Annotated in this window: 17 protein-coding genes; 16 read left to right on the forward strand and 1 reads right to left on the reverse strand. The window is 67.0% G+C overall.

Features of this window, described 5'->3' with window-relative positions; translation table 11 throughout:
* Window positions 1-10: 10 nt before the first annotated feature.
* The 16 genes from infB (at window position 11) to EV683_RS04430 (ending at window position 19,034) form a co-directional block, all read left to right on the forward strand.
* Window positions 11-2,800 carry a translation initiation factor IF-2 gene (gene infB, locus EV683_RS04355; RefSeq protein WP_131861958.1) on the forward strand — a complete coding sequence of 930 codons (2,790 nt, stop codon included), beginning with the start codon at window positions 11-13 and terminating at the stop codon, window positions 2,798-2,800.
* A 76-nt stretch (window positions 2,801-2,876) separates the two neighbouring features.
* Complete coding sequence (rbfA, locus tag EV683_RS04360) at window positions 2,877-3,281, forward strand: 30S ribosome-binding factor RbfA (protein WP_131861959.1); 405 nt, start codon at window positions 2,877-2,879, stop codon at window positions 3,279-3,281.
* Window positions 3,278-4,198 (forward strand): tRNA pseudouridine(55) synthase TruB, encoded by a 921-nt coding sequence (gene truB / locus EV683_RS04365; protein ID WP_131861960.1) that lies wholly within the window; start codon window positions 3,278-3,280, stop codon window positions 4,196-4,198. The genes rbfA and truB overlap by 4 nt, the downstream gene beginning before the upstream one ends.
* A 99-nt stretch (window positions 4,199-4,297) precedes the next feature.
* Window positions 4,298-4,567, forward strand: a complete 270-nt coding sequence (rpsO, locus tag EV683_RS04370) for a 30S ribosomal protein S15 (RefSeq protein WP_066613984.1) — start codon at window positions 4,298-4,300, stop codon at window positions 4,565-4,567.
* Between the two features lie 176 nt (window positions 4,568-4,743).
* Window positions 4,744-6,888, forward strand: coding sequence for a polyribonucleotide nucleotidyltransferase (pnp, locus tag EV683_RS04375; RefSeq protein ID WP_066613986.1), 2,145 nt, complete (start codon window positions 4,744-4,746; stop codon window positions 6,886-6,888).
* A gap of 379 nt (window positions 6,889-7,267) precedes the next feature.
* Complete coding sequence (locus EV683_RS04380) at window positions 7,268-8,485, forward strand: aspartate aminotransferase family protein (RefSeq protein WP_131861961.1); 1,218 nt, start codon at window positions 7,268-7,270, stop codon at window positions 8,483-8,485.
* 113 nt (window positions 8,486-8,598) lie between these two features.
* Window positions 8,599-9,636: an arginine/ornithine succinyltransferase subunit alpha gene (gene aruF, locus EV683_RS04385; protein ID WP_066613989.1), complete on the forward strand. Its 1,038-nt coding sequence runs from the start codon at window positions 8,599-8,601 to the stop codon at window positions 9,634-9,636.
* Window positions 9,633-10,670, forward strand: coding sequence for an arginine N-succinyltransferase (gene astA / locus EV683_RS04390; protein WP_066613990.1), 1,038 nt, complete (start codon window positions 9,633-9,635; stop codon window positions 10,668-10,670). Before aruF ends, astA begins: the two co-directional genes overlap by 4 nt.
* Window positions 10,670-12,133 carry a succinylglutamate-semialdehyde dehydrogenase gene (astD, locus tag EV683_RS04395; protein WP_131861962.1) on the forward strand — a complete coding sequence of 488 codons (1,464 nt, stop codon included), beginning with the start codon at window positions 10,670-10,672 and terminating at the stop codon, window positions 12,131-12,133. Before astA ends, astD begins: the two co-directional genes overlap by 1 nt.
* Entirely contained in the window at window positions 12,130-13,476 is a 1,347-nt protein-coding gene (gene astB, locus EV683_RS04400; RefSeq protein WP_131861963.1) for an N-succinylarginine dihydrolase, read from the forward strand. Before astD ends, astB begins: the two co-directional genes overlap by 4 nt.
* Before the next feature lie 501 nt (window positions 13,477-13,977).
* On the forward strand, window positions 13,978-14,907 hold the full coding sequence (locus EV683_RS04405; protein ID WP_066613995.1) for a branched-chain amino acid ABC transporter permease: 930 nt from the start codon (window positions 13,978-13,980) through the stop codon (window positions 14,905-14,907).
* A gap of 21 nt (window positions 14,908-14,928) precedes the next feature.
* Entirely contained in the window at window positions 14,929-16,005 is a 1,077-nt protein-coding gene (locus tag EV683_RS04410) for an ABC transporter permease subunit (protein ID WP_424948504.1), read from the forward strand.
* A 3-nt stretch (window positions 16,006-16,008) separates the two neighbouring features.
* On the forward strand, window positions 16,009-16,779 hold the full coding sequence (locus EV683_RS04415; RefSeq protein WP_066614000.1) for an ABC transporter ATP-binding protein: 771 nt from the start codon (window positions 16,009-16,011) through the stop codon (window positions 16,777-16,779).
* Window positions 16,776-17,486, forward strand: coding sequence for an ABC transporter ATP-binding protein (locus EV683_RS04420; protein ID WP_066614002.1), 711 nt, complete (start codon window positions 16,776-16,778; stop codon window positions 17,484-17,486). Before EV683_RS04415 ends, EV683_RS04420 begins: the two co-directional genes overlap by 4 nt.
* A gap of 4 nt (window positions 17,487-17,490) precedes the next feature.
* Window positions 17,491-18,273, forward strand: coding sequence for a YdcF family protein (locus EV683_RS04425; protein ID WP_131861965.1), 783 nt, complete (start codon window positions 17,491-17,493; stop codon window positions 18,271-18,273).
* 5 nt (window positions 18,274-18,278) lie between these two features.
* On the forward strand, window positions 18,279-19,034 hold the full coding sequence (locus tag EV683_RS04430; RefSeq protein ID WP_131861966.1) for a competence/damage-inducible protein A: 756 nt from the start codon (window positions 18,279-18,281) through the stop codon (window positions 19,032-19,034).
* Window positions 19,035-19,108: 74 nt separating this feature from the next.
* On the opposite strand, the gene EV683_RS04435 is transcribed toward EV683_RS04430, so the two are convergent.
* Window positions 19,109-20,227: an enoyl-CoA hydratase/isomerase family protein gene (locus EV683_RS04435; RefSeq protein ID WP_131861967.1), complete on the reverse strand. Its 1,119-nt coding sequence runs from the start codon at window positions 20,225-20,227 to the stop codon at window positions 19,109-19,111.
* Window positions 20,228-20,256: the final 29 nt, after the last annotated feature.

The following is a 20,256-nucleotide window of genomic DNA, read 5'->3' on the forward strand; positions in this document are numbered from 1 at the left end:
GGGAAAACGAATGGTATTGACGAATGTAAAGCAGTTTGCCAGTGAACTTGGCATGTCGCCGGAGCGCCTGCTTGAGCAGCTGCGCAACGCCGGCGTGGCCAAGCGTGCGCTGGACGACACCCTCAGCGAACAGGACAAGGCCCAGCTGCTGGGTTATCTGAAGCGCGCCCATGGTGCCAGCGAGTCGGGCGCGATCACGCTGACCCGCAAGCAGACCAGCGAGATTCGCACCGCCGACGGCGCGACCGTCCGCGTCGAGACCCGCAAGAAACGCACCGTGCTGCGTCCGGAAGAGCCGCAGATCGTGTCCCCGTTGGCCGAGGTGGCCGCCGAGCCGGTCGCGGCACCGGTCCCCGAGCCGGTGGCCGAAGCCGTGCCGGAACCGGTGGCCGAGCCTGCCAAGCCGGTCGAGATCAAGCCCGAGCCGGCGCCCGTCGAGGAGAAGGAAGTGCCTGTCAAGGTTTCCGAGCCGGCAGCCCAGCCCGAGCCGGCAGTGAAAAAGCCGGCCGAGCCGGTGCGCCCGGCGCCGGTCAGCATTCTCTCGCCCGAGGAAATCGCCGCCCGCGAAGCCGACGAGCGCCGCCAGGCCCAGCTGCGCAAGGCCCAGGAAGACCTGATGCGCCAGAAGCAGGAGCGCGAGGCGCGCCGCCTGGCCGCCAAGAACGCACCGCCGCCGGCCAAGCCGGAAGACAAGCCGCAGCAGGCTGTGCTGTCGCGCAACAAGCCGGCCGCGGGTGCGACCCCGGCGGCCAAGCCGGCCGCGGCGCCGGCCCGCGCCGCCGCTCCCGCCGCTCCCGCCGCTGCGGGTGCCCGTCCGGCTCCTGGCGCCGCGGCTCCCGCCGCGAACGCCGGCGCGAAGCCTGGCGACAAGAAGGGTGGCAAGAAGGGGGCGGGCGACCGCGACTGGAACGAGGGCCGCAAGGGCAAGGGCGGTCTGAAGACCCGCGGCGGCGATGCCGGCGGCGACTGGAAATCCCGGCGCGGCGGCAAGAACAATCGCCACGGTGGCGGCCAGCACGCCTTCCAGGCGCCGTCCGAGCCGATCGTGCACGAGGTGCTGGTGCCGGAAACCATCACCGTCGCCGATCTTGCTCACCGCATGGCGGTCAAGGCCGCCGAGGTGATCAAGGTGCTGATGAAGATGGGCATGATGGTGACCATCAACCAGGTGCTCGACCAGGAAACCGCGCTGATCGTCGTCGAGGAAATGGGCCATATCGGCAAGGCCGCGCAGGCCGACGACCCGGAAGCCTTCCTCGAGAAGGTCGAGGGTGCGGCCGAGGCCGAACAGCTGCCGCGTCCGCCGGTGGTGACCGTGATGGGTCACGTCGACCACGGCAAGACCTCGCTGCTCGACTACATCCGTCGCGCCAAGGTCGCGGCCGGCGAGGCCGGCGGCATTACCCAGCACATCGGCGCCTACCACGTCGAGACCGACCGCGGCGTGATCACCTTCCTCGACACGCCGGGCCACGAGGCGTTTACCGCCATGCGTGCCCGCGGTGCGAAGGCGACCGACATCGTGGTGCTGGTGGTGGCCGCCGACGACGGCGTGATGCCGCAGACCATCGAGGCCATCCACCATGCCAAGGCGGCCGGCGTGCCGATGGTCGTCGCGGTCAACAAGATCGACAAGCAGGGCGCCAACCCCGAGCGCATCCGCCAGGAGCTGGTCGCGCAGGAAGTGGTGCCGGAAGAGTGGGGTGGCGACACCCAGTTCGTCGAGGTGTCGGCCAAGCAGGGCATCAACATCGACGGCCTGCTCGAGGCCATCCTGCTGCAGGCCGAGGTGCTGGAGCTGACCGCGCCGAAGGATGCACCGGCCAAGGGCGTGATCGTCGAGGCGCGCCTCGACAAGGGTCGCGGCCCGGTCGCGACGCTCTTGGTGCAGTCCGGCACGCTGAAGAAGGGCGACATCGTGCTCGCCGGCACCGCCTTCGGCCGCGTCCGCGCGATGATCGACGAGAACGGCAAACCGATCGACGAAGCCGGTCCGTCGATTCCGGTCGAGATCCTCGGCCTGTCGGACGTGCCGTCCGCCGGCGAGGACGCGATGGTGCTGGCCGACGAGAAGAAGGCGCGCGAGATCGCGCTGTTCCGTGCCGGCAAGTTCCGCGACGTCCGTCTGGCCAAGCAGCAGGCTGCCAAGCTCGAGAACATGTTCGCGCAGATGGCCGAGGGCGAGGTGCAGACCCTGTCGATCATCATCAAGGCCGACGTGCAGGGTTCGTACGAGGCGCTGGCGCAGAGCCTGCAGAAGCTGTCGACCGACGAGGTGCGCGTCAACATCCTGCACTCGGGCGTGGGCGGCATCTCGGAGTCGGACATCAACCTGGCGATCGCCTCCAAGGCCATCGTGATCGGCTTCAATACCCGTTCCGACGCGGCCGCGCGCAAGTTGGCCGAGTCCGAGGGTGTCGACATCCGCTACTACAGCATCATCTACGACGCGCTGGACGACGTGAAGGCTGCGCTGTCGGGCATGCTGGCGCCGGAGAAGAAGGAGCAGGTGATCGGTACGGTCGAGATCCGTCAGGTCATCACTGTGTCCAAGGTCGGCAACATCGCCGGTTGTATGGTCACCGACGGCATCGTCAAGCGTCACGCGCAGGTGCGCCTGATTCGCGACCATGTCGTGGTCCACACCGGCGAGCTCGAGTCGCTCAAGCGCTTCAAGGACGACGTGAAGGAAGTCAAGCAGGGCTACGAGTGCGGCCTGATGCTGAAGAACTTCAACGACATCCGCGAAGGCGACCAGCTCGAGGTGTTCGAAATCGTCGAAGTGGCGCGCTCGCTGTAAGCGTTGCACGCTACGGGCGGGCGGCTGACCGGTTTGCCGGGCGCCGCTCGCCCTTTGTTTTGCCAAGGAGAATGCCATGGCCAAGAAGACTTTTGCGCGGTCGGACCGCGTCGCCGACCAGATCCAGCGCGAACTGGCCGGGATGCTGCAAAAAGGCCTGAAAGACCCGCGCGTGGGCTGGGTGACGATTACCGCCGTCGATGTGACGCGCGATTATTCGCACGCCAAGATCTACTACACCGTGATGAACGAGTCGACCCGCGAGGCGACCGCTGCGGCCTTGGCCGACGCAGCCGGCTACCTGCGCAACGAACTGGGCCGGCGCATCCGCTTGTTCAGCATGCCGCAGCTGCACTTCGTCTACGACGAATCGATCGAGCGCGGCATGTATATGAACCGTCTGCTTGACGAAGTCGCCGAGGCCGACGCCAGGCTGCCGGACAACCCGGTCGACGAGGCCGGTGCGGAAGGCAAGGAATGAGCAAGCCGCGTCGCGAGCGCCGCGCCGTCAGCGGCGTGCTGCTGCTGGACAAGCCGCTCGGCGTCAGCAGCAACGGCGCGCTGCAAAAGGCGCGCTGGCTGTACACCGCCGCGAAGGCCGGCCATACCGGCGTGCTCGACCCGCTGGCGACCGGCCTGTTGCCGGTGTGCTTCGGCGAGGCGACCAAGTTCTCGTCCTATTTGCTCGACGCCGACAAGGCCTACCGCGCGACGGTCAAGTTCGGCGTGGTGACCACCACCGGCGACGCCGAGGGCGAGGTGGTCAAGGAGCGTCCGGTCGACATCCGGCCGGAAGGGTTGGCCGAGGCCTGCGCGCGCTTCAGCGGCCCGATCCGCCAGGTGCCGCCGATGTATTCGGCGCTGAAGTTCGAGGGCCGCGCGCTGTACGAGTACGCGCGCGCCGGCGTCGAGATCGAGCGCAAGGCGCGCGATGTCGTCATCCATTCGATCGACATGGTCGAATTCGCCGGCGACGTCGCGGTCATCGACGTGGTGTGCAGCAAGGGCACCTATATCCGCACCCTGGCCGAGGATATCGGCGAGCGGCTCGGCTGCGGCGCCCACCTGATCGGCCTGCGCCGCACCGCGACGGCGGGTTTCTCGCTCGCCGCGGCGCATACGCTCGAGGCGATCGAGGCGCTGGAGCCGGCCGGGCGCGACGCGCTGCTGCTGCCGATGGATGTCCTGGTCGGCCATCTGCCCGAGGTGGCGATCGACGAGACCGCCGCCGCGCGTTTCGTGCACGGGCAGGCGGTGCGCGATCCGCAAAACCATGCCATAATGTCGCGCTTTCGCGTGTACCGAGAGGCGACGCGCGAATTCATGGGTCTGGCGGAGCGGAAACCCGACGGTTTCCTGCACCCGCTCAGGCTCGTGGCCGCGAACGCGGCCGCTTGAGGAGTACGGTCCGGTCGACAAGGCTCGCCGTACTCGTCGGGCAGGAACCGGGCCTGGCGCCCGGACATGAAGCCCCCACTACCAATTGGAGTTGTATCCATGGCAATCACCGTTGCTCAAAAAGCCGACATCGTCAAAGACTTCCAGCGCGCCGAAGGCGACACCGGTTCCCCGGAGGTGCAAATCGCGCTGCTGACCGCCCGCATCAACGACCTGACCCCGCACTTCAAGGCAAACACCAAGGACCACCACAGCCGTCGTGGCCTGCTGAAAATGGTGAGCCGTCGTCGCCGTCTGCTTGACTACCTCAAGCGCACCGACGCCGACGCCTACCGCGCCCTGATCACCCGCCTGGGTCTGCGCAAGTAATCGGCACCGGATCGAAAAAAGTCGCAGCCCGTCTGCGACTTTTTCGTTTTCCGGTGTTCTAATGTCACCGAGCCGCGGGGGGAGCCTCTAGACATTCCGATCCGGCGCCGCCGGGTCCGAATCTTTAGGGGTTCCCGTTGCTCGAATCGTTCATTGATTTCGGAACAGGACATCTGATGTTCAACAAAGTCACCAAATCGTTCCAGTACGGCCGTCACACCGTGACGCTGGAGACCGGCGAGATCGCCCGTCAGGCCTCGGGCGCCGTGCTCGTGTCGATGGAAGAAACCGTCGTGCTGGTTTCGGTCGTCGGTTCGCAAACCGTCAAGCCGGGCCAGGACTTCTTCCCGCTGACCGTCGACTACCTCGAGCGTACCTACGCCGCCGGCAAGATCCCGGGCGGCTTCTTCAAGCGCGAAGGCAAGCAGTCCGAGAAGGAAATCCTGACCAGCCGCCTGATCGACCGCCCGATCCGCCCGCTGTTTCCGGAAGGTTTCTACCACGACGTGCAGATCGTCGCGACCGTGATGTCGCTGAACCCGGAAGTCGACTCCGACATCCCGGCGATGATCGGCGCGTCGGCCGCGCTGGCGATCTCCGGCCTGCCGTTCAACGGCCCGATCGGCGCCGCCCGCGTCGGCTACGCCAACGGCGAATACATCCTGAACCCGACCAAGACCGAACTGGCCACCTCCGAGCTCGACCTCGTCGTCGCCGGTACCGAGCGCGCCGTGCTGATGGTCGAGTCCGAGGCCAAGGAGCTGCCGGAAGCGACCATGCTCGGCGCGGTGGTGTTCGGCCACGAGCAGATGCAGGCCGCCATCCGTGCGATCAACGAGCTGGCCGACGAAGTGAACCCGGTGATGTGGGACTGGGCCGCTCCGGCCAAGGACGAGGCGCTGATCGCGCAGATCCGCGACATCTGCGGCGAGAAGATCGCCGCCGCCTTCCGCATCCGCCAGAAGCAGGCGCGTTCGCAGGCGTTGGCCGAGGCGTGGGACGCCGTCAAGGCCGCGCTGATCAACGAAGAAACCCCGACGCTGAAGGCCAACGAGATCAAGGGCATCTTCAAGAGCCTGGAAGCCGAGATCGTGCGCGGCCAGATCCTGTCGGGCGAGCCGCGCATCGACGGCCGCGACACCCGCACCGTGCGCCCGATCGCGATCAAGACCGGCGTGCTGCCGCGCGTGCACGGCTCGGCGCTGTTCACCCGCGGCGAAACCCAGGCGCTGGTGACCACCACGCTGGGCACCAAGCTCGACGAGCAGCGCATCGACGCGCTGGCCGGCGAATACACCGACCGCTTCATGCTGCACTACAACTTCCCGCCGTACTCGACCGGTGAAGCCGGCCGCATGGGTCCGCCCAAGCGTCGCGAGATCGGTCACGGCCGTCTGGCCAAGCGCGCGCTCTTGGCCGTGCTGCCGCCGGAAGACGAGTTCGGCTACGCGCTGCGCGTGGTGTCGGAGATCACCGAGTCGAACGGCTCCTCGTCGATGGCCTCGGTGTGCGGCGGCTGCCTGTCGCTCCTGAACGCCGGCGTGCCGCTGAAGGCGCACGTGGCCGGCATCGCCATGGGTCTGATCCTGGAAGGCAACCGCTTCGCGGTGCTGACCGACATCCTCGGCGACGAAGACCACCTGGGCGACATGGACTTCAAGGTCGCCGGTACCGCCGAAGGCGTGACCGCGCTGCAGATGGACATCAAAATCCAGGGCATCACCAAGGAAATCATGCAGGTCGCGCTGTCGCAGGCCAAGGAAGGCCGCCTGCACATCCTCGGCGAAATGCAGAAGGCCGTCGAAGGCGTGCAGGAGCTGTCGCAGTATGCGCCGCGCCTGTTCACGATGAAGATCAACCCGGACAAGATCCGCGAAGTGATCGGCAAGGGCGGCGAGACCATCCGCTCGATCACCAAGGACACCGGCACCGAGATCAACATCGAGGAAGACGGCACCATCACCATCGCCTCGGTGACGCAGGAGGGCGCCGACGCGGCCAAGAAGCGCATCGAAGAGATCACCGTCGAGGTCGAAGTCGGCAAGGTCTACGAAGGTACCGTGGTGAAGATCCTCGACAACAACGTCGGCGCGATCGTCTCCATCCTGCCGGGCAAGGATGGCCTGGTGCACATTTCGCAGATCGCCAACGAGCGCATCAAGAACGTGTCCGACTACCTGAAGGAAGGTCAGGTCGTGAAGGTCAAGGCGATCGAGATGGACGACCGCGGCCGCGTGCGCCTGTCGATCAAGGCCCTGCTGGAAGACGAGGCGAAAACGGCCAAGGCGACCGCCGAGGCCTTCGGCCTGAAAGCCAACTAACCGGGCGAAGCTCCGGTTTTCTCGGCAACGCCCGCGGCTCCGCGGGCGTTTTTTATTGTCCGTTCGCGTGCCGGTGCCGTCTGGCCGCTTCCGCCAGGCTCCATGGCCGGTGCCCGACCGGCGGGCGGCTTGAGGGGCAACCCTTTTGATCGCACAATAAGCGCCCCGCTCGCGACGTTTCGTGCGGATTTTTGGCGGTGGTCAAGCCGGAAAATGGCGATTTTTTGCCCGATCGTTTCATAAAATGGCGGCGAATCGTCCCCGTGTTTTTTGTAATCCCATGTCGCAAACCGGATATGGACCGATCATGGGATTCATTAGAATCGTTTGCATGTTGTGGCACACAACCCCAATCAGCTTTGCAGGAAGGAAATACACAATGAGCCATTCCGTCACCCGCGCCTTGTTCGATCAGGTCATGGTCCCCAACTACGCGCCGGCCCAGTTCATCCCGGTGCGCGGCGAGGGCTCGCGCGTGTGGGATCAGGACGGCCGTGAATTCGTCGACTTCGCCGGTGGCATCGCGGTGAACTCGCTCGGTCATTGCCACCCGGCGCTGGTCGCCGCGCTGACCGAGCAGGCCGGCAAGCTCTGGCACGTCAGCAACACGCTGACCAACGAGCCGGCGCTCAAGCTCGCCAAGTATCTGACCGAAAACACCTTCGCCGAGCGCGTGTTCTTCAGCAACTCGGGCGCCGAGGCCAACGAGGCGGCGTTCAAGCTGGTGCGCAAGTACGCGAGCGACCATTTCGGCGCCGAGAAGCACGAGATCGTCTCCTGCAAGAGCTCCTTCCACGGCCGCACGCTGTTCACCGTCAGCGTCGGCGGCCAGCCCAAGTACACCGAGGGCTTCGCGCCGGTGCCGGGCGGCATCCGCCACGTCGAGTACAACAGCATCGAGTCGCTGAAGGCGGCGATCTCCGACAAGACCTGCGCGGTCGTCGTCGAGCCGGTGCAGGGCGAGGGCGGCGTGCTGCCGGCCTCGCGCGAATTTCTCGAGGCCGCGCGCGCACTGTGCGACGCGCACAACGCGCTGCTGGTGTTCGACGAAGTGCAGACCGGCGTCGGCCGCTCGGGCTCGCTGTACGCCTATATGGAGTACGGCGTGACCCCGGACATCCTGACCAGCGCCAAGTCGCTCGGCGGCGGCTTCCCGGTCGGCGCGATGCTGACCACCGAGAAGGTCGCCAAGAGCTTCGGCGTCGGCACCCACGGCTCGACCTACGGCGGCAACCCGCTGGCGTGCGCCGTCGCGCACAAGGTGCTCGAAATCGTGAACACGCCGGAAGTGCTGGCGGGCGTGCGCGCCAAGTCGCAGCGCTTCGTCGACGGCCTGAACGCGATCAACGCGAAATACGGTGTGTTCAAGGAGGTGCGCGGTCTGGGCCTCTTGCTCGGCGGCGTGCTGACCGACGCCTACGCCGGCCGCGCCAAGGACTTCATGCTCGCCGCCGAGCGTCATCAGCTGATGGCGCTGGTCGCCGGGGTCAACGTGGTGCGTTTCGCGCCGTCGCTGGTCATCCCGGACGCCGACATCGACGAAGGCCTCAAACGCTTCGAGGCCGCGGTAGCCGAAGTCGTCGGCCAGACCGCCTAACCCCCCGGAACAACAAGTCATTCTGTCAGACCGGCCCGCCGTGAGGCGGGCCGCTGGGCCCCCTTGCGCCTTGAAAACGGCGCGGGCTTGGCAAAGCACGAGGGAGAAACACCATGTATGTCGTGCGACCTGCGCGCACCGCCGACCTGCCGGCTATCGAGAGGATGGCGGTCGCGAGCGGTATCGGCGTGACCAGCCTGCCGAACAATCGCGAACGCCTGTTCGAACGCATCCAGCATTCGCTGGACGCCTTCGAGCACGAGGCCGACCTCGACGCCGGCAAGGAGTACTACATGTTCGTGCTCGAGGCGCACGGCCAGGTGGTCGGTACCGCGTCGATCAGCGCCAGCGCCGGCTTCGACGAGCCGTTCTATAGCTATCGCAGCGAAACCTTCGTGCACGCCTCGCGCACGCTCAAGGTCAACAACAAGGTCCACGTGCTGACCATGTGTCACGACCTGTCGGGCCTGGTGCAGCTGTGCGGCTTCTATTCCGACCCGGACATCGACGCGCTGGCGTCCGAGTTGCTGTCGCGCGCGCGCTTCCTGTTCATCGCCAGCCAGCAGCAGCGCTTCGGCCGCCGCGTGGTCGCCGAGATGCAGGGCATCCACGACGAGGCCGGCCAGGCGCCGTTCTGGGACGCCATCGGTCGCCGCTTTTTCGACATGGACTTCGTCGAGGTCGAACAGGCCTTCGCCAGCCGTAGCAAGACCTTCATCGCCGAGCTGATGCCGGCCTATCCGATCTACGTGCCACTGCTGCCCGACGCCGCGCAGCAGGCGGTCGGCCAGATCCACCCCGACTTCGAGCGCCCGTTCGGCATCCTCAGCCGCGAGGGTTTCGAGGCCGACAACTACATCGACATCTTCGACGGCGGCGCGGTGCTGACCGCCGACGTCGACCGCCTCTATACGGTGCGCACCAGCCGCTGCTATCCGGTCGAGGTGAGCGCCAGCCTGCCGGCGTCGGCCGAGCTGCAGCTGGCCGGCAACGAGAAGGTCGCCGACTTCGCCGCGACGCTGCTGCGCGCCGCGGTGGTCGACGGCGTCGCCATCGTCAACCCGGACGGCGCGCAGGCGCTCGGCGTCGCCAGCGGCGACACGATCCGCCTCGCGCCGCTGCAGATCCAGCCGGAAGGAGAACAAGCATGATGCTGATCCGCCCGATCCGCCAGGGCGACCTGCCCGGCCTTCTGGAACTGGCCCGTAGCGCCGGCGTCGGCCTGACCTCGCTGCCGGTCAACGAGGAGCGTCTGGCCGCGCGCATCGCGCGCTCAGAGGCCTCGTTCGCCGGCACCGCCGCGCCGGGCGACTTCGGCTACGTCTTCGTGCTCGAGGACGCCGAAAACCGCCGCGTCGCCGGCATCTGCGGCATCGAGGCCGCCGTCGGCCTGAAAGAGGCCTGGTACAACTATCGCGTCGGCACCATCGTGCACGCCAGCGAAGAGCTGAACGTCTACACGCGCCACGACACGCTGTTCCTGTCGAACGACCACACCGGCTATTCGGAGCTGTGCTCGCTGTTCCTGCACCCCGAGTATCGCGTCAACAAGAACGGCGGCCTGCTGTCCAAGAGCCGCTTCCTGTTCATGGCCGCCTTCCCCGAGCTGTTCGGCAAGATCACCGTCGCCGAGATGCGCGGCGTGTCGGACGAGAACGGCAAGTCGCCGTTCTGGGAGGCACTCGGCCGCCACTTCTTTTCGATCGACTTCGCGCGCGCCGACTACCTGACCGGCGTCGGCCAGAAAGCCTTCGTCGCCGAGCTGATGCCCAAGTACCCGGTCTACATCGACTTCCTGCCGCCCGAGGCGCAGGCGGTGATCGGCAAGACCCACGACAACACCCGCCCGGCGCTGGCGATGCTCGAGGCCGAGGGCTTCCGCTACGAAGGCTACGTCGACATCTTCGACGCCGGCCCGACGGTGCAGGCCTATACGAGCGAGGTGCGCGCGGTCAGGGAAAGTCGCCTGCTGCCGGTGACGTTGGCCGAGGCCGGGCAGGGCGACGCTGCACCGCAGTGGCTGCTGGTCGCCAAGCCGTCGCGCGAGGATTTCCGGGTCATCCTGATCGAGGCGGCTCGCCGGGCCGACGCGCTGGCGCTGACCGCCGGGCAGGCGGCGGCGCTGAACGTCAAAGACGGCGACATCGTGCGGGCGGTGACCCTCTCGCCCAAGGAGAAAGTGTAATGAGCACCCATTTCATCGACGGACACTGGCTCGCCGGCGAAGGCGACGCGTTCGAGAAGCGCAACCCCGCCGCCGACGAACTCGTCTGGCAGGGACGCGCCGCCAGCGCCGCGCAGGTCGACGCCGCCGTCGCCGCCGCGCGCGCCGCCTTCCCGGCCTGGGCGCGCCGCCCGCTCGAAGAGCGCGCCGCGATCGCGCGCCGCTTCGGCGAGCTGCTGAACGCGAACAAGGCGACGTTGGCCGAGCTGATCTCGCGCGAGACCGGCAAGCCCTTATGGGAGGCGCAGACCGAGGTCGTTAGCATGGCCAACAAAGTCGCCATCTCGCTGACCGCGCTCGAGGAGCGCACCGGCACCCGCAGCAACCCGATGGGCGATGCGCAGGCGGTGCTGCGTCACAAGCCGCACGGCGTGGTCGCGGTGTTCGGCCCGTACAACTTCCCCGGCCACCTGCCGAACGGCCATATCGTGCCGGCCTTGCTCGCCGGCAACGCGGTGGTGTTCAAGCCGTCCGAGCTGACCCCGGCGACCGCCGAGGCGACCGTCAGGCTGTGGGTCGAGGCGGGCGTGCCCGCCGGCGTGATCAACCTGGTGCAGGGCGCGCGGGACACCGGCGTCGCGCTGGCCGGCCACGACGGCCTCGACGGCCTGTTCTTCACCGGCAGCTCGGCCACCGGCGAATTGCTGCACAAGAACTTCGCCGGCCGCCCGGACAAGATCCTCGCGCTCGAGATGGGCGGCAACAACCCGCTGATCGTCGAGGACGTCGCCGAGCTCGACGCCGCCGTCCATCACATCGTGCAGTCGGCCTTCATCTCGGCCGGCCAGCGCTGTACCTGCGCGCGCCGCTTGTTGGTGCCCAAAGGCGAGTGGGGCGACAAGCTCGTCGCGCGCCTCGTCGAGGTCGCGGCCAGGCTGAAGGTGGGGCGCTATAACGACGAGCCGGCACCCTTCCTCGGCGCGGTGATCTCGAACGCCGCCGCCGACGCGCTCCTGGCCGCGCAGCAAAGCTTGGCCGAGGCCGGCGGCACCGTGCTGCTGGAGATGCGCCGCGTCGAGCCCGATTTCGCGATGCTGACGCCGGGCATCGTCGACGTGACGGCGGTGCAAGACCGCCCGGACGAGGAATACTTCGGCCCGCTGCTGCAGATCGTCCGCTACGCCGACTTCGACGAGGCGATCGCGATCGCCAACGCGACGCGCTTCGGGCTGGCCGCCGGCGTGCTGTCCGACGACCGTGCGTTGTTCGACCGCTTCCTCGTCGAAAGCCGCGCCGGCGTGGTCAACTGGAACAAGCCGTTGACCGGCGCCTCCAGCGCCGCGCCGTTCGGCGGCGTCGGCGCCTCGGGCAACCACCGCCCGAGCGCCTACTACGCCGCCGACTACTGCGCCTATCCGGTCGCCTCGCTCGAGTGCGACAGCCTGACCGTACCGCAACAACTCAGCCCGGGGATTGTCCTGTGAACGCATACGAAGTGAATTTCGACGGCCTGGTCGGCCCGACCCACAACTACAGCGGTCTCTCTTACGGCAACGTCGCCTCGACCGGCAACCAGAACGCGGTGTCGAATCCGAAGCTCGCCGCCAAGCAGGGCCTCGCGAAGATGAAGGCGCTGGCCGACCTCGGCTTCAAGCAGGGCGTGCTCGCGCCGCACGAGCGCCCGGACGTGGCGAGCCTGCGTCGCCTCGGTTTTGGCGGCAGCGACGCCGACGTGATCGCCCGCGCGGCGAAGGAAGCGCCGTCCATCCTCGCCGCCGCGACCTCGGCGTCGTGCATGTGGACCGCCAACGCGGCGACGGTCAGTCCGTCGGCCGACACCGCGGACCGGCGCGTGCACTTCACGCCGGCCAACCTGAACAACAAGTTCCACCGCAGCATCGAGCATCCGACCACCCGCCGCGTGCTCTCGGCGATGTTCGCCGACGAGTCGCGCTTCGCGGTGCACGAGGCGCTGCCGGCGCAGATGCACTTCGGCGACGAGGGGGCGGCCAACCATACCCGCTTCTGCGCCGAGTACGACGCGCCGGGCGTCGAGTTCTTCGTCTACGGCGCGTCGGCCTTCGACATGAGCCGTCCGCGTCCGACCCGCTTCCCGGCGCGCCAGACGCTGGAAGCTTGCCAGGCGGTCGCGCGCCTGCACGGTCTTGCCGACGCCAACGTCGTTTACGGCCAGCAGGACCCGGACACCATCGACAAGGGCGTGTTCCACAACGACGTGATCTCGGTCGGCAACCGCAACGTGCTGTTTCACCACCAGCGCTCCTTCCTCGACCAGGCCGCGGTGTTGGCCGAGATCGACAGGAAGCTGTCCGCCCTCGGCGGCGCCTTCGTGCCGGTCGAGGTGCCCGAGGCCGACGTGACGGTCGAGGAGGCGGTCAAGAGTTATCTCTTCAACAGCCAGCTGCTGTCGCGCGCCGACGGCCGGATGATCATCGTCGTGCCGGAGGAGTGCCGCGCCACGCCGCGCGTGTGGGCCTACCTCGAGAAGCTGGTCGCCAGTGGCGGCCCGATCGCCGAGGTCAAGGTGTTCGACCTCAAACAGAGCATGCAGAACGGCGGCGGCCCGGCGTGCCTGCGCCTGCGCGTGGCGCTGAACGAGGGTGAACTCGCAGCGGTCAACCCCAAGGTGATGATGAACGACGCGCTGTTCGAAACGTTGAACGGCTGGGTCGAGCGCCACTACCGCGACCGGCTCGCGCCGGCGGATCTGGCCGATCCGCAACTGCTGGTCGAATGCCGCACCGCGCTCGACGAGCTGACCGGCATCCTCGGCCTGGGCGCGGTCTACCCGTTCCAGCTCGCCTGACGGCTGCCGGACGCGCCTGCCGAGCCGCCCCTGTCCGGGGCGGTTTTTTCGTTCCGGGTCGGACGGGGGTATTCGCGGCGTTGACGCGAAACTGGATCGACAAGGAATTATGCGAAAAGAATGGGGTGCGCTGCGTTGGCCGAGCCGGTGGCATCGCTTATGCGGTATATTTCCCAAGGGAAAGCCCGTGTCCGACTTTTGTTTTCAAGGAAATGGCGAGCCAAGTCGCGGTAATGCATCAAAAATTTGTTAAATGACCTTTCCCCGAAAAAGCATTGATTTTGCTGGCTGTTTAATCAATTTTTAAGATTGACAGTCATTTGCGAGCCGCCCGATAATCCGCCCCGGCGGCGCCCGGTTTGTCTACTGTATCCAAAATAAAGGGCGGGCGATCGCGAGGTGGATTCCAGCCGGAATCCGCCAAAACAAAGGAGAACAGGCGGTGGGGGGCGACCTCCAGCAAAACCGTCGGGTCGAACTATCTTAAGGAGATTTCCGACCGTGGATATTTTTCTGCAGCAAATACTCAACGGTCTCGTCCTGGGGAGCATCTACGCGCTGATCGCGCTGGGCTACACCATGGTTTACGGGATCATGGGGCTGATCAACTTCGCCCATGGCGAGGTGGTGATGGTGGGGGCGATGGTGACGATTACCGTCATTTCGACCCTGATGGGCGCCGGCATCGCATTGCCGGGGCCGCTGCTGGTGCTGATCGGCCTGATGGTGGCGATCCCGGCGTGCATGCTGCTCGGTTTCACCATCGAGCGCGTCGCCTATCGGCCCTTGCGCGGCGCGCCGCGCCTGGCGCCGCTGATCACCGCGATCGGCCTGTCCATCGTGCTCCAGCAGCTCGCCATCCTGATCTGGGGCCGCAACTACATTTCCTTCCCGCAGATCCTGTCGCACGACACCATCAGCATCATGGGGGCCAGCATCACCGAGCTGCAGCTGATCATCGTCGTGCTGTGCCTGGCCATCATGGGCGGCCTGTTGCTGATGGTCGAGAAGACCAAGCTCGGCCGCGCGATGCGCGCCACCAGCCAGAACCCGGCGGTGGCCGGCCTGATGGGGGTGAACGTCAACACCGTGATCTCGGCGACCTTCATGATCGGCTCGGGCCTCGGTGCGATCGCCGGCGTGATGGTGGCGACCAACTACGACCAGGCTCACTACTACATGGGGTTCCTGATCGGCCTGAAAGCCTTCACCGCCGCAGTGCTCGGCGGTATCGGCAACCTCGCCGGTGCGGTCGCGGGCGGCATCCTGCTCGGCATCATCGAGAGCCTCGGTGCCGGCTACATCGGCGGGCTGACCGGCGGCTTCCTCGGTTCCCACTACCAGGACATCTTCGCCTTCATGGTGCTGATCCTGGTGCTGATCTTCCGTCCTTCTGGCCTGATGGGCGAGAAGGTCGCGGACCGTGCCTGAGCGGGGGACTGAAAAGTGAATATGGCTATCGCTGGTAAATTCGATACGAACAAGAAGCTCGGGCTGTTCCTCGCGCTGGGCGTGGTGATGGCAATCCTGCCCATCCTCATCGGCAGCGCCTTCGGCAACTCGTGGGTGCGCACGCTCGACTTCGCGCTGCTCTACATCATGCTCGCGCTGGGCCTGAACATCGTGGTCGGCTTCGCGGGCCTGCTGGACCTCGGCTTCATCGCCTTCTACGCGGTCGGCGCCTATACGTATGCGCTGCTGGGCTCGCCGCACTTCGGCATCCACCTGCCGTTCTACATCACCATCCCGCTCGGCGCCTTGTTCGCGATGATGTTCGGCGTGCTGCTCGGCACCCCGGTGCTGCGGCTCAAGGGCGACTACCTGGCGATCGTGACGCTCGGTTTCGGCGAAATCATCCGCATCTTCGTCAACAACCTGAACGCGCCGGTGAACATCACCAACGGCCCGCAGGGCATCAACCTGATCGACCCGGTGCAGTTCGGTGGCGTCTCGCTCGGCAAGCCGCTCGAGATCGCCGGGCTGAGCATCAACCCGGTCTACCTCTACTACTACTTCTTTCTGATCCTCACCGTGCTGGTGGTGCTGATGTGCTGGCGCCTGCAGCATTCGCGCATCGGCCGCGCGTGGGTCGCATTGCGCGAGAACGACATCGCCGCCGCGGCGATGGGCATCAACATCCGCAACATCAAGCTTCTGGCCTTCGCGCTGGGCGCCTTGTCCGGCGGTGTGGCGGGCGGCCTGTTCGCGTCCTTCCAGGGCTTCATCTCGCCGGAATCGTTCGGTCTGCTCGAATCGATCATGATCCTGGCGATGGTTGTGCTCGGCGGCATGGGCAACATCCCGGGCGTGATTCTCGGCGCGGTGCTGCTGTCGGTCGCGCCGGAATTCCTGCGCGACGTGATCGGCCCGGTGCAGATGGCTACCTTCGGCCGCATGATCATCGACCCGGAAAACGCCCGGATGCTGCTGTTCGGTCTCGCCATGGTGCTGATGATGCTGATCCGCCCGGAGGGCATCTGGCCGTCCAAGCGTCGTCAGGCCGAATTCAAGGATGCGAAGAAAGGTTGAGCCATGGCAGAACAACTTCTGAAAATCGACGGGATCCACAAGCGCTTCGGCGGTCTGCACGCGCTCAACAATGTCACGCTGTCCATCAACCAGGGCGAGATCTACGGCCTGATCGGGCCGAACGGCGCGGGCAAGACGACGCTGTTCAACGTGCTGACCGGTCTCTATATGCCTGATGAAGGCAGTTTCATCTTCCGCGGGCAGAACCTGTTTCGTGCCAAGCCGCACAAGGTGGTCGAGGCGGGTATCGCACGAACCTTCCAGAACATCCGCCTGTTCGGCGAGATGACCGCGCTCGAAAACGTGATGGTCGGCCGTCACATCCGCTCCAAGGCGGGCCCGATCGGCGCCATCCTGCGCGACAAGCGCACCCGCGCCGAGGAGGCGTCCATCCGCGCGAAGGCCTACGAGTTGCTCGAGTACGTGGGTATCACCGACGTCGCCGGCGAGCACGCGCGCAACCTGTCCTACGGTCACCAGCGCCGCCTGGAGATCGCCCGTGCGCTGGCGACCGAGCCGACGCTGCTGGCGCTCGACGAACCGGCCGCCGGCATGAACCCGAAGGAAACCGACGATCTGAAGCACCTGATGGACAAGATCCGCAAGGACGGCGTGACCCTCCTGCTGATCGAACACGACGTGAAGCTGATGATGGGCTTGTGCGACCGCATCGCGGTACTCGACTACGGCAAGAAGATCGCCGAAGGCATCCCCGAGATGGTGCGCAAGGACCCGAAAGTGATCGAAGCCTACCTCGGAGCGGCACACGCATGAGTCTCTTGGAAGTCAAAAACCTGCAGGTGGCCTACGGCGGCATCCAGGCCGTGAAGGGCATCGATTTGCACATCAACCAGGGCGAGCTGGTCACGCTGATCGGTGCCAACGGCGCCGGCAAGACCACCACGCTCAAGACCCTGGTCGGCATGGTCAAGCGCGCCGGCGGCAGCATCGAGTACGACGGCAAGGATGTCGCGAGTATCGCACCGTACGACTTCGTCCGTCACGGCCTGGCGATGGTGCCGGAAGGGCGTGGCGTATTCCCGAAGCTGACGGTCGAGGAAAACCTGCACATGGGGGCCTTCTACCGCAACGACAAGGCCGAGATCCTGAACGACATCGAGCGCGTCTACGGCCTGTTCCCGCGACTGAAGGAACGACAGAAGCAGCTGGCCGGCACGCTGTCGGGCGGCGAGCAGCAGATGGTCGCGATGGGTCGCGCGATGTTGTCGCGCCCCAAGCTGCTGCTGCTGGACGAGCCGTCGATGGGGCTGGCGCCGATCATCGTGCAGAAGATCTTCGAGATCATCCAGATGGTCGCCGCCGAGGGCGTGACCATGCTGCTGGTCGAGCAGAACGCCAAGCTGGCGCTCGAGATTTCGCAGCGCGGCTACGTGATGGAGAGCGGCAAGATCACCATGAGCGGCAACGCGCGCGACCTGCTCGACGACGAACGCGTGCGTAACGCCTACCTCGGCGAATAAGCGTTTGTCCGGCGATACCATCAGCCCCCTCGTGCTGGCGAACCAGCTCGCGGGGGCTTTGTTCTTGCCGCCGCTCCTGTGGGGCTGGCCGCTGCTGGGCGCGTGGCTGGCGCGCCGCCTCCGGCGCCCGCGCCTGAGCCGGCTTTGTGTGGGCGTGGCCATCCTCGGGCTCTACCTGTCGTCGACGCCGCGGGCGGCCATGTGGTTGGCCGAGGGGCTCGAGCGCGACCCACCGGTTTTGCGCGAGGCGCTGGCGTCGGTCGACGCCATCGTGGTGCTCGGCGGCGGCAAGCGCGACGCCCCGGAGTACGGCGCCGAGACGGTCAACCTCGACACTTTGTCCCGTCTGCGCTACGCGGCGTGGCTGGCAGGGCTCTCGGGCAAGCCGTTGCTGGTGACGGGCGGCGCGCCGCGCGGCGGAGAGCCCGAGGCGGAGCTGATGGCGGGTGCGCTGGAGCGCGAGTTTGGCCGTCGTGTGCGCTGGCGGGAGTCGGCCTCGCGCACCACCGCGGAAAATGCCCGTTTCAGCGCGACCATCCTGCGCGGCGCGGGTGTCCGCCGCATCGCGCTGGTCAGCCAAGCCTGGCATCTGCGCCGCGCAGCCGGCGCGTTTCGTGCCGAGGGCCTGGAGGTCGTGCCGGCGCCAACCGGTTTCATCCGTTATGAAGGGCCGGCGGCGTTGTGGTGGCTGCCGCAGGGGCGCGCGATGCAGGAGGTGCACAGCCTTGCACGCGAATATCTCGGCATGTTGTACTATACAGCAGGCCGAATATTGCAAAGGAGCTGACAAGGATGGACGTAGGGGCGCTGATCATCGGGGACGAACTGCTGTCTGGCAAGCGTCAGGACAAGCATATGCAGGCTCTGATCCGCATCCTGGCGGCGCGGGGGATGAAGCTTGCCTGGGTCGAGTATCTGGGCGATTCGCCCGCCCGCATCGAAGCGGCGCTCGCGCGCGCTTTCCAGGGCGGCGATCTGGTGTTCAGCTTCGGCGGCATCGGCGCGACGCCAGACGACCACACCCGCGCGTGCGCGGCCCGCGCGCTCGGCGTCGAGCTGGCGCTGCACCCCGAGGCCCGCGCGATCATCGAGGGTCGTTTCGGCGACGAAGCCTACCCGCACCGGATCAATATGGGCGTCTTCCCGGCCGGCGCACGGCTGATCGCCAATCCGGTCAACCAGATTCCCGGCTTCAGTTGCGGCCATGTCCACTTCGTGCCGGGTTTTCCGTCGATGGCGTGGCCGATGATCGAGGCGGTGCTCGACGCCGGTTACCGGCACCTGTTTTCCGACACGCCCGACGTCGACCTGACGCTGGTCGCCGTCGACGCGCGCGAGGGCGACCTGATCGACCTGATGCAGGAGTTCGTCGCGCGCTACCCGGCGCTGCGCTTCTCGAGCCTGCCGTCGTTCGCGACCGCGGAGCGGCCGATGCAGATCGAGTTCGGCTTCACCGGCCCGCCGTCGCTCGCGGCGATCGCGCTCGCCGAGTTCGAGAAGGCGCTCAAGGCGCGCGGCTATACGGTGCAGCCGGGCAAGGGGGGCTGAACCTGCGACCGGAAAGAGCAAAACCGCCCTTTGGGGCGGTTTTGCTCTTTCCGGCCCGTGACCTTGGCCGAGGCTCAGCGCAGGTCCGCGAGCGGGTGGGGGCCGCGCCATGGCGCCTCGAAACGGGCGGCGATCTCGCGGGGGTCGACGGCGTCCAGCGACGCCGGCTGCCAGCGCGGCTGCTTGTCCTTGTCGACGAGCTGGGCGCGCACCCCCTCGGCGAAGTCGTGGGCGAGGCAGGTGTTGACCGACAGCGCGAGCTCGGCGCGCAGCGCTCCCGCCAGGTCGGCGTCCTTGAGGCGTTCGCCGATCTGCCAGATCAGCGCGCGGCTGCTCGGCGAGCCGGCGGCGAAGCGTTCGCGCGCGCGCGCGAGCCAGCCGTCGCCGTGGCAGGCGTGCAGCGCCGCCGCCATGTCGTCCAGCGTCGCGTGCCCGGCGATCGCGAGGATGGCGGCGGCGTGCTCGGCCAACGCCGACGGCGCCAGCGTCGGCGGCGACTCGGCGGCCAGCCCGGTCAGCAGCGTGTCGAGTCGTGCCCGGTCGGCCGCCGCGTCGTGCTGCCAGCGCGCGCCAGCCAGCCGTTCGAGCAGGGCGGGAAAGGCGTCGTTTTCGAGCGCGACGTCGGCCAGCCGGCAGTGCAGCGCATCCGCCGCGTTCAGGCTCGTGCCGGTCAGCGCGATGAAGCGGCCGAGCGCGCCGAGCCGGTTGAGGAAATGGCTGGCGCCGACGTCCGGGTAGAGGCCGATGTCGATCTCGGGCATCGCCAGCCGGCTCGTCTCGGTGACGACGCGGTGGCTCGCGCCGGCCATCAGCCCGAGCCCGCCGCCCATCACGACGCCGCCGCCCCAGACCAGCAGCGGCTTGGGGTAGCGGTGGATGCGGTGATCGAGCCGGTATTCGGCGGCGAAGAAGCGCGTCAGCGCGGCGACGGCGCGCTCGCGGTCCGGGTCGAGCGCGAGCTGGCGCAGCATGCGGACGTCGCCGCCGGCGCAGAAGGCCTTCCCGCCGGCGCCGTAGAGCACCACCAGCGCGACCTCGGGATCCCGGGCCCAGGCGTCCAATTGCGCGTCCAGCCGCTCGACCATGGCGAGCGTCAGCGCGTTCAGCGTGGCCGGCTGGTTGAGGCAGGCCAGCGCGACGGCCTGCCCCTGTTGCCCGTGCAGGCGCGAGAATTGAACCGGTTGCGGATGCATGCGGCCTCCTGGTCGGATTTTTCCCAAGC

It is taken from the genome of Crenobacter luteus (genome assembly GCF_004345725.1).
GTDB classification, from domain to species: Bacteria; Pseudomonadota; Gammaproteobacteria; order Burkholderiales; family Chromobacteriaceae; genus Crenobacter; species Crenobacter luteus.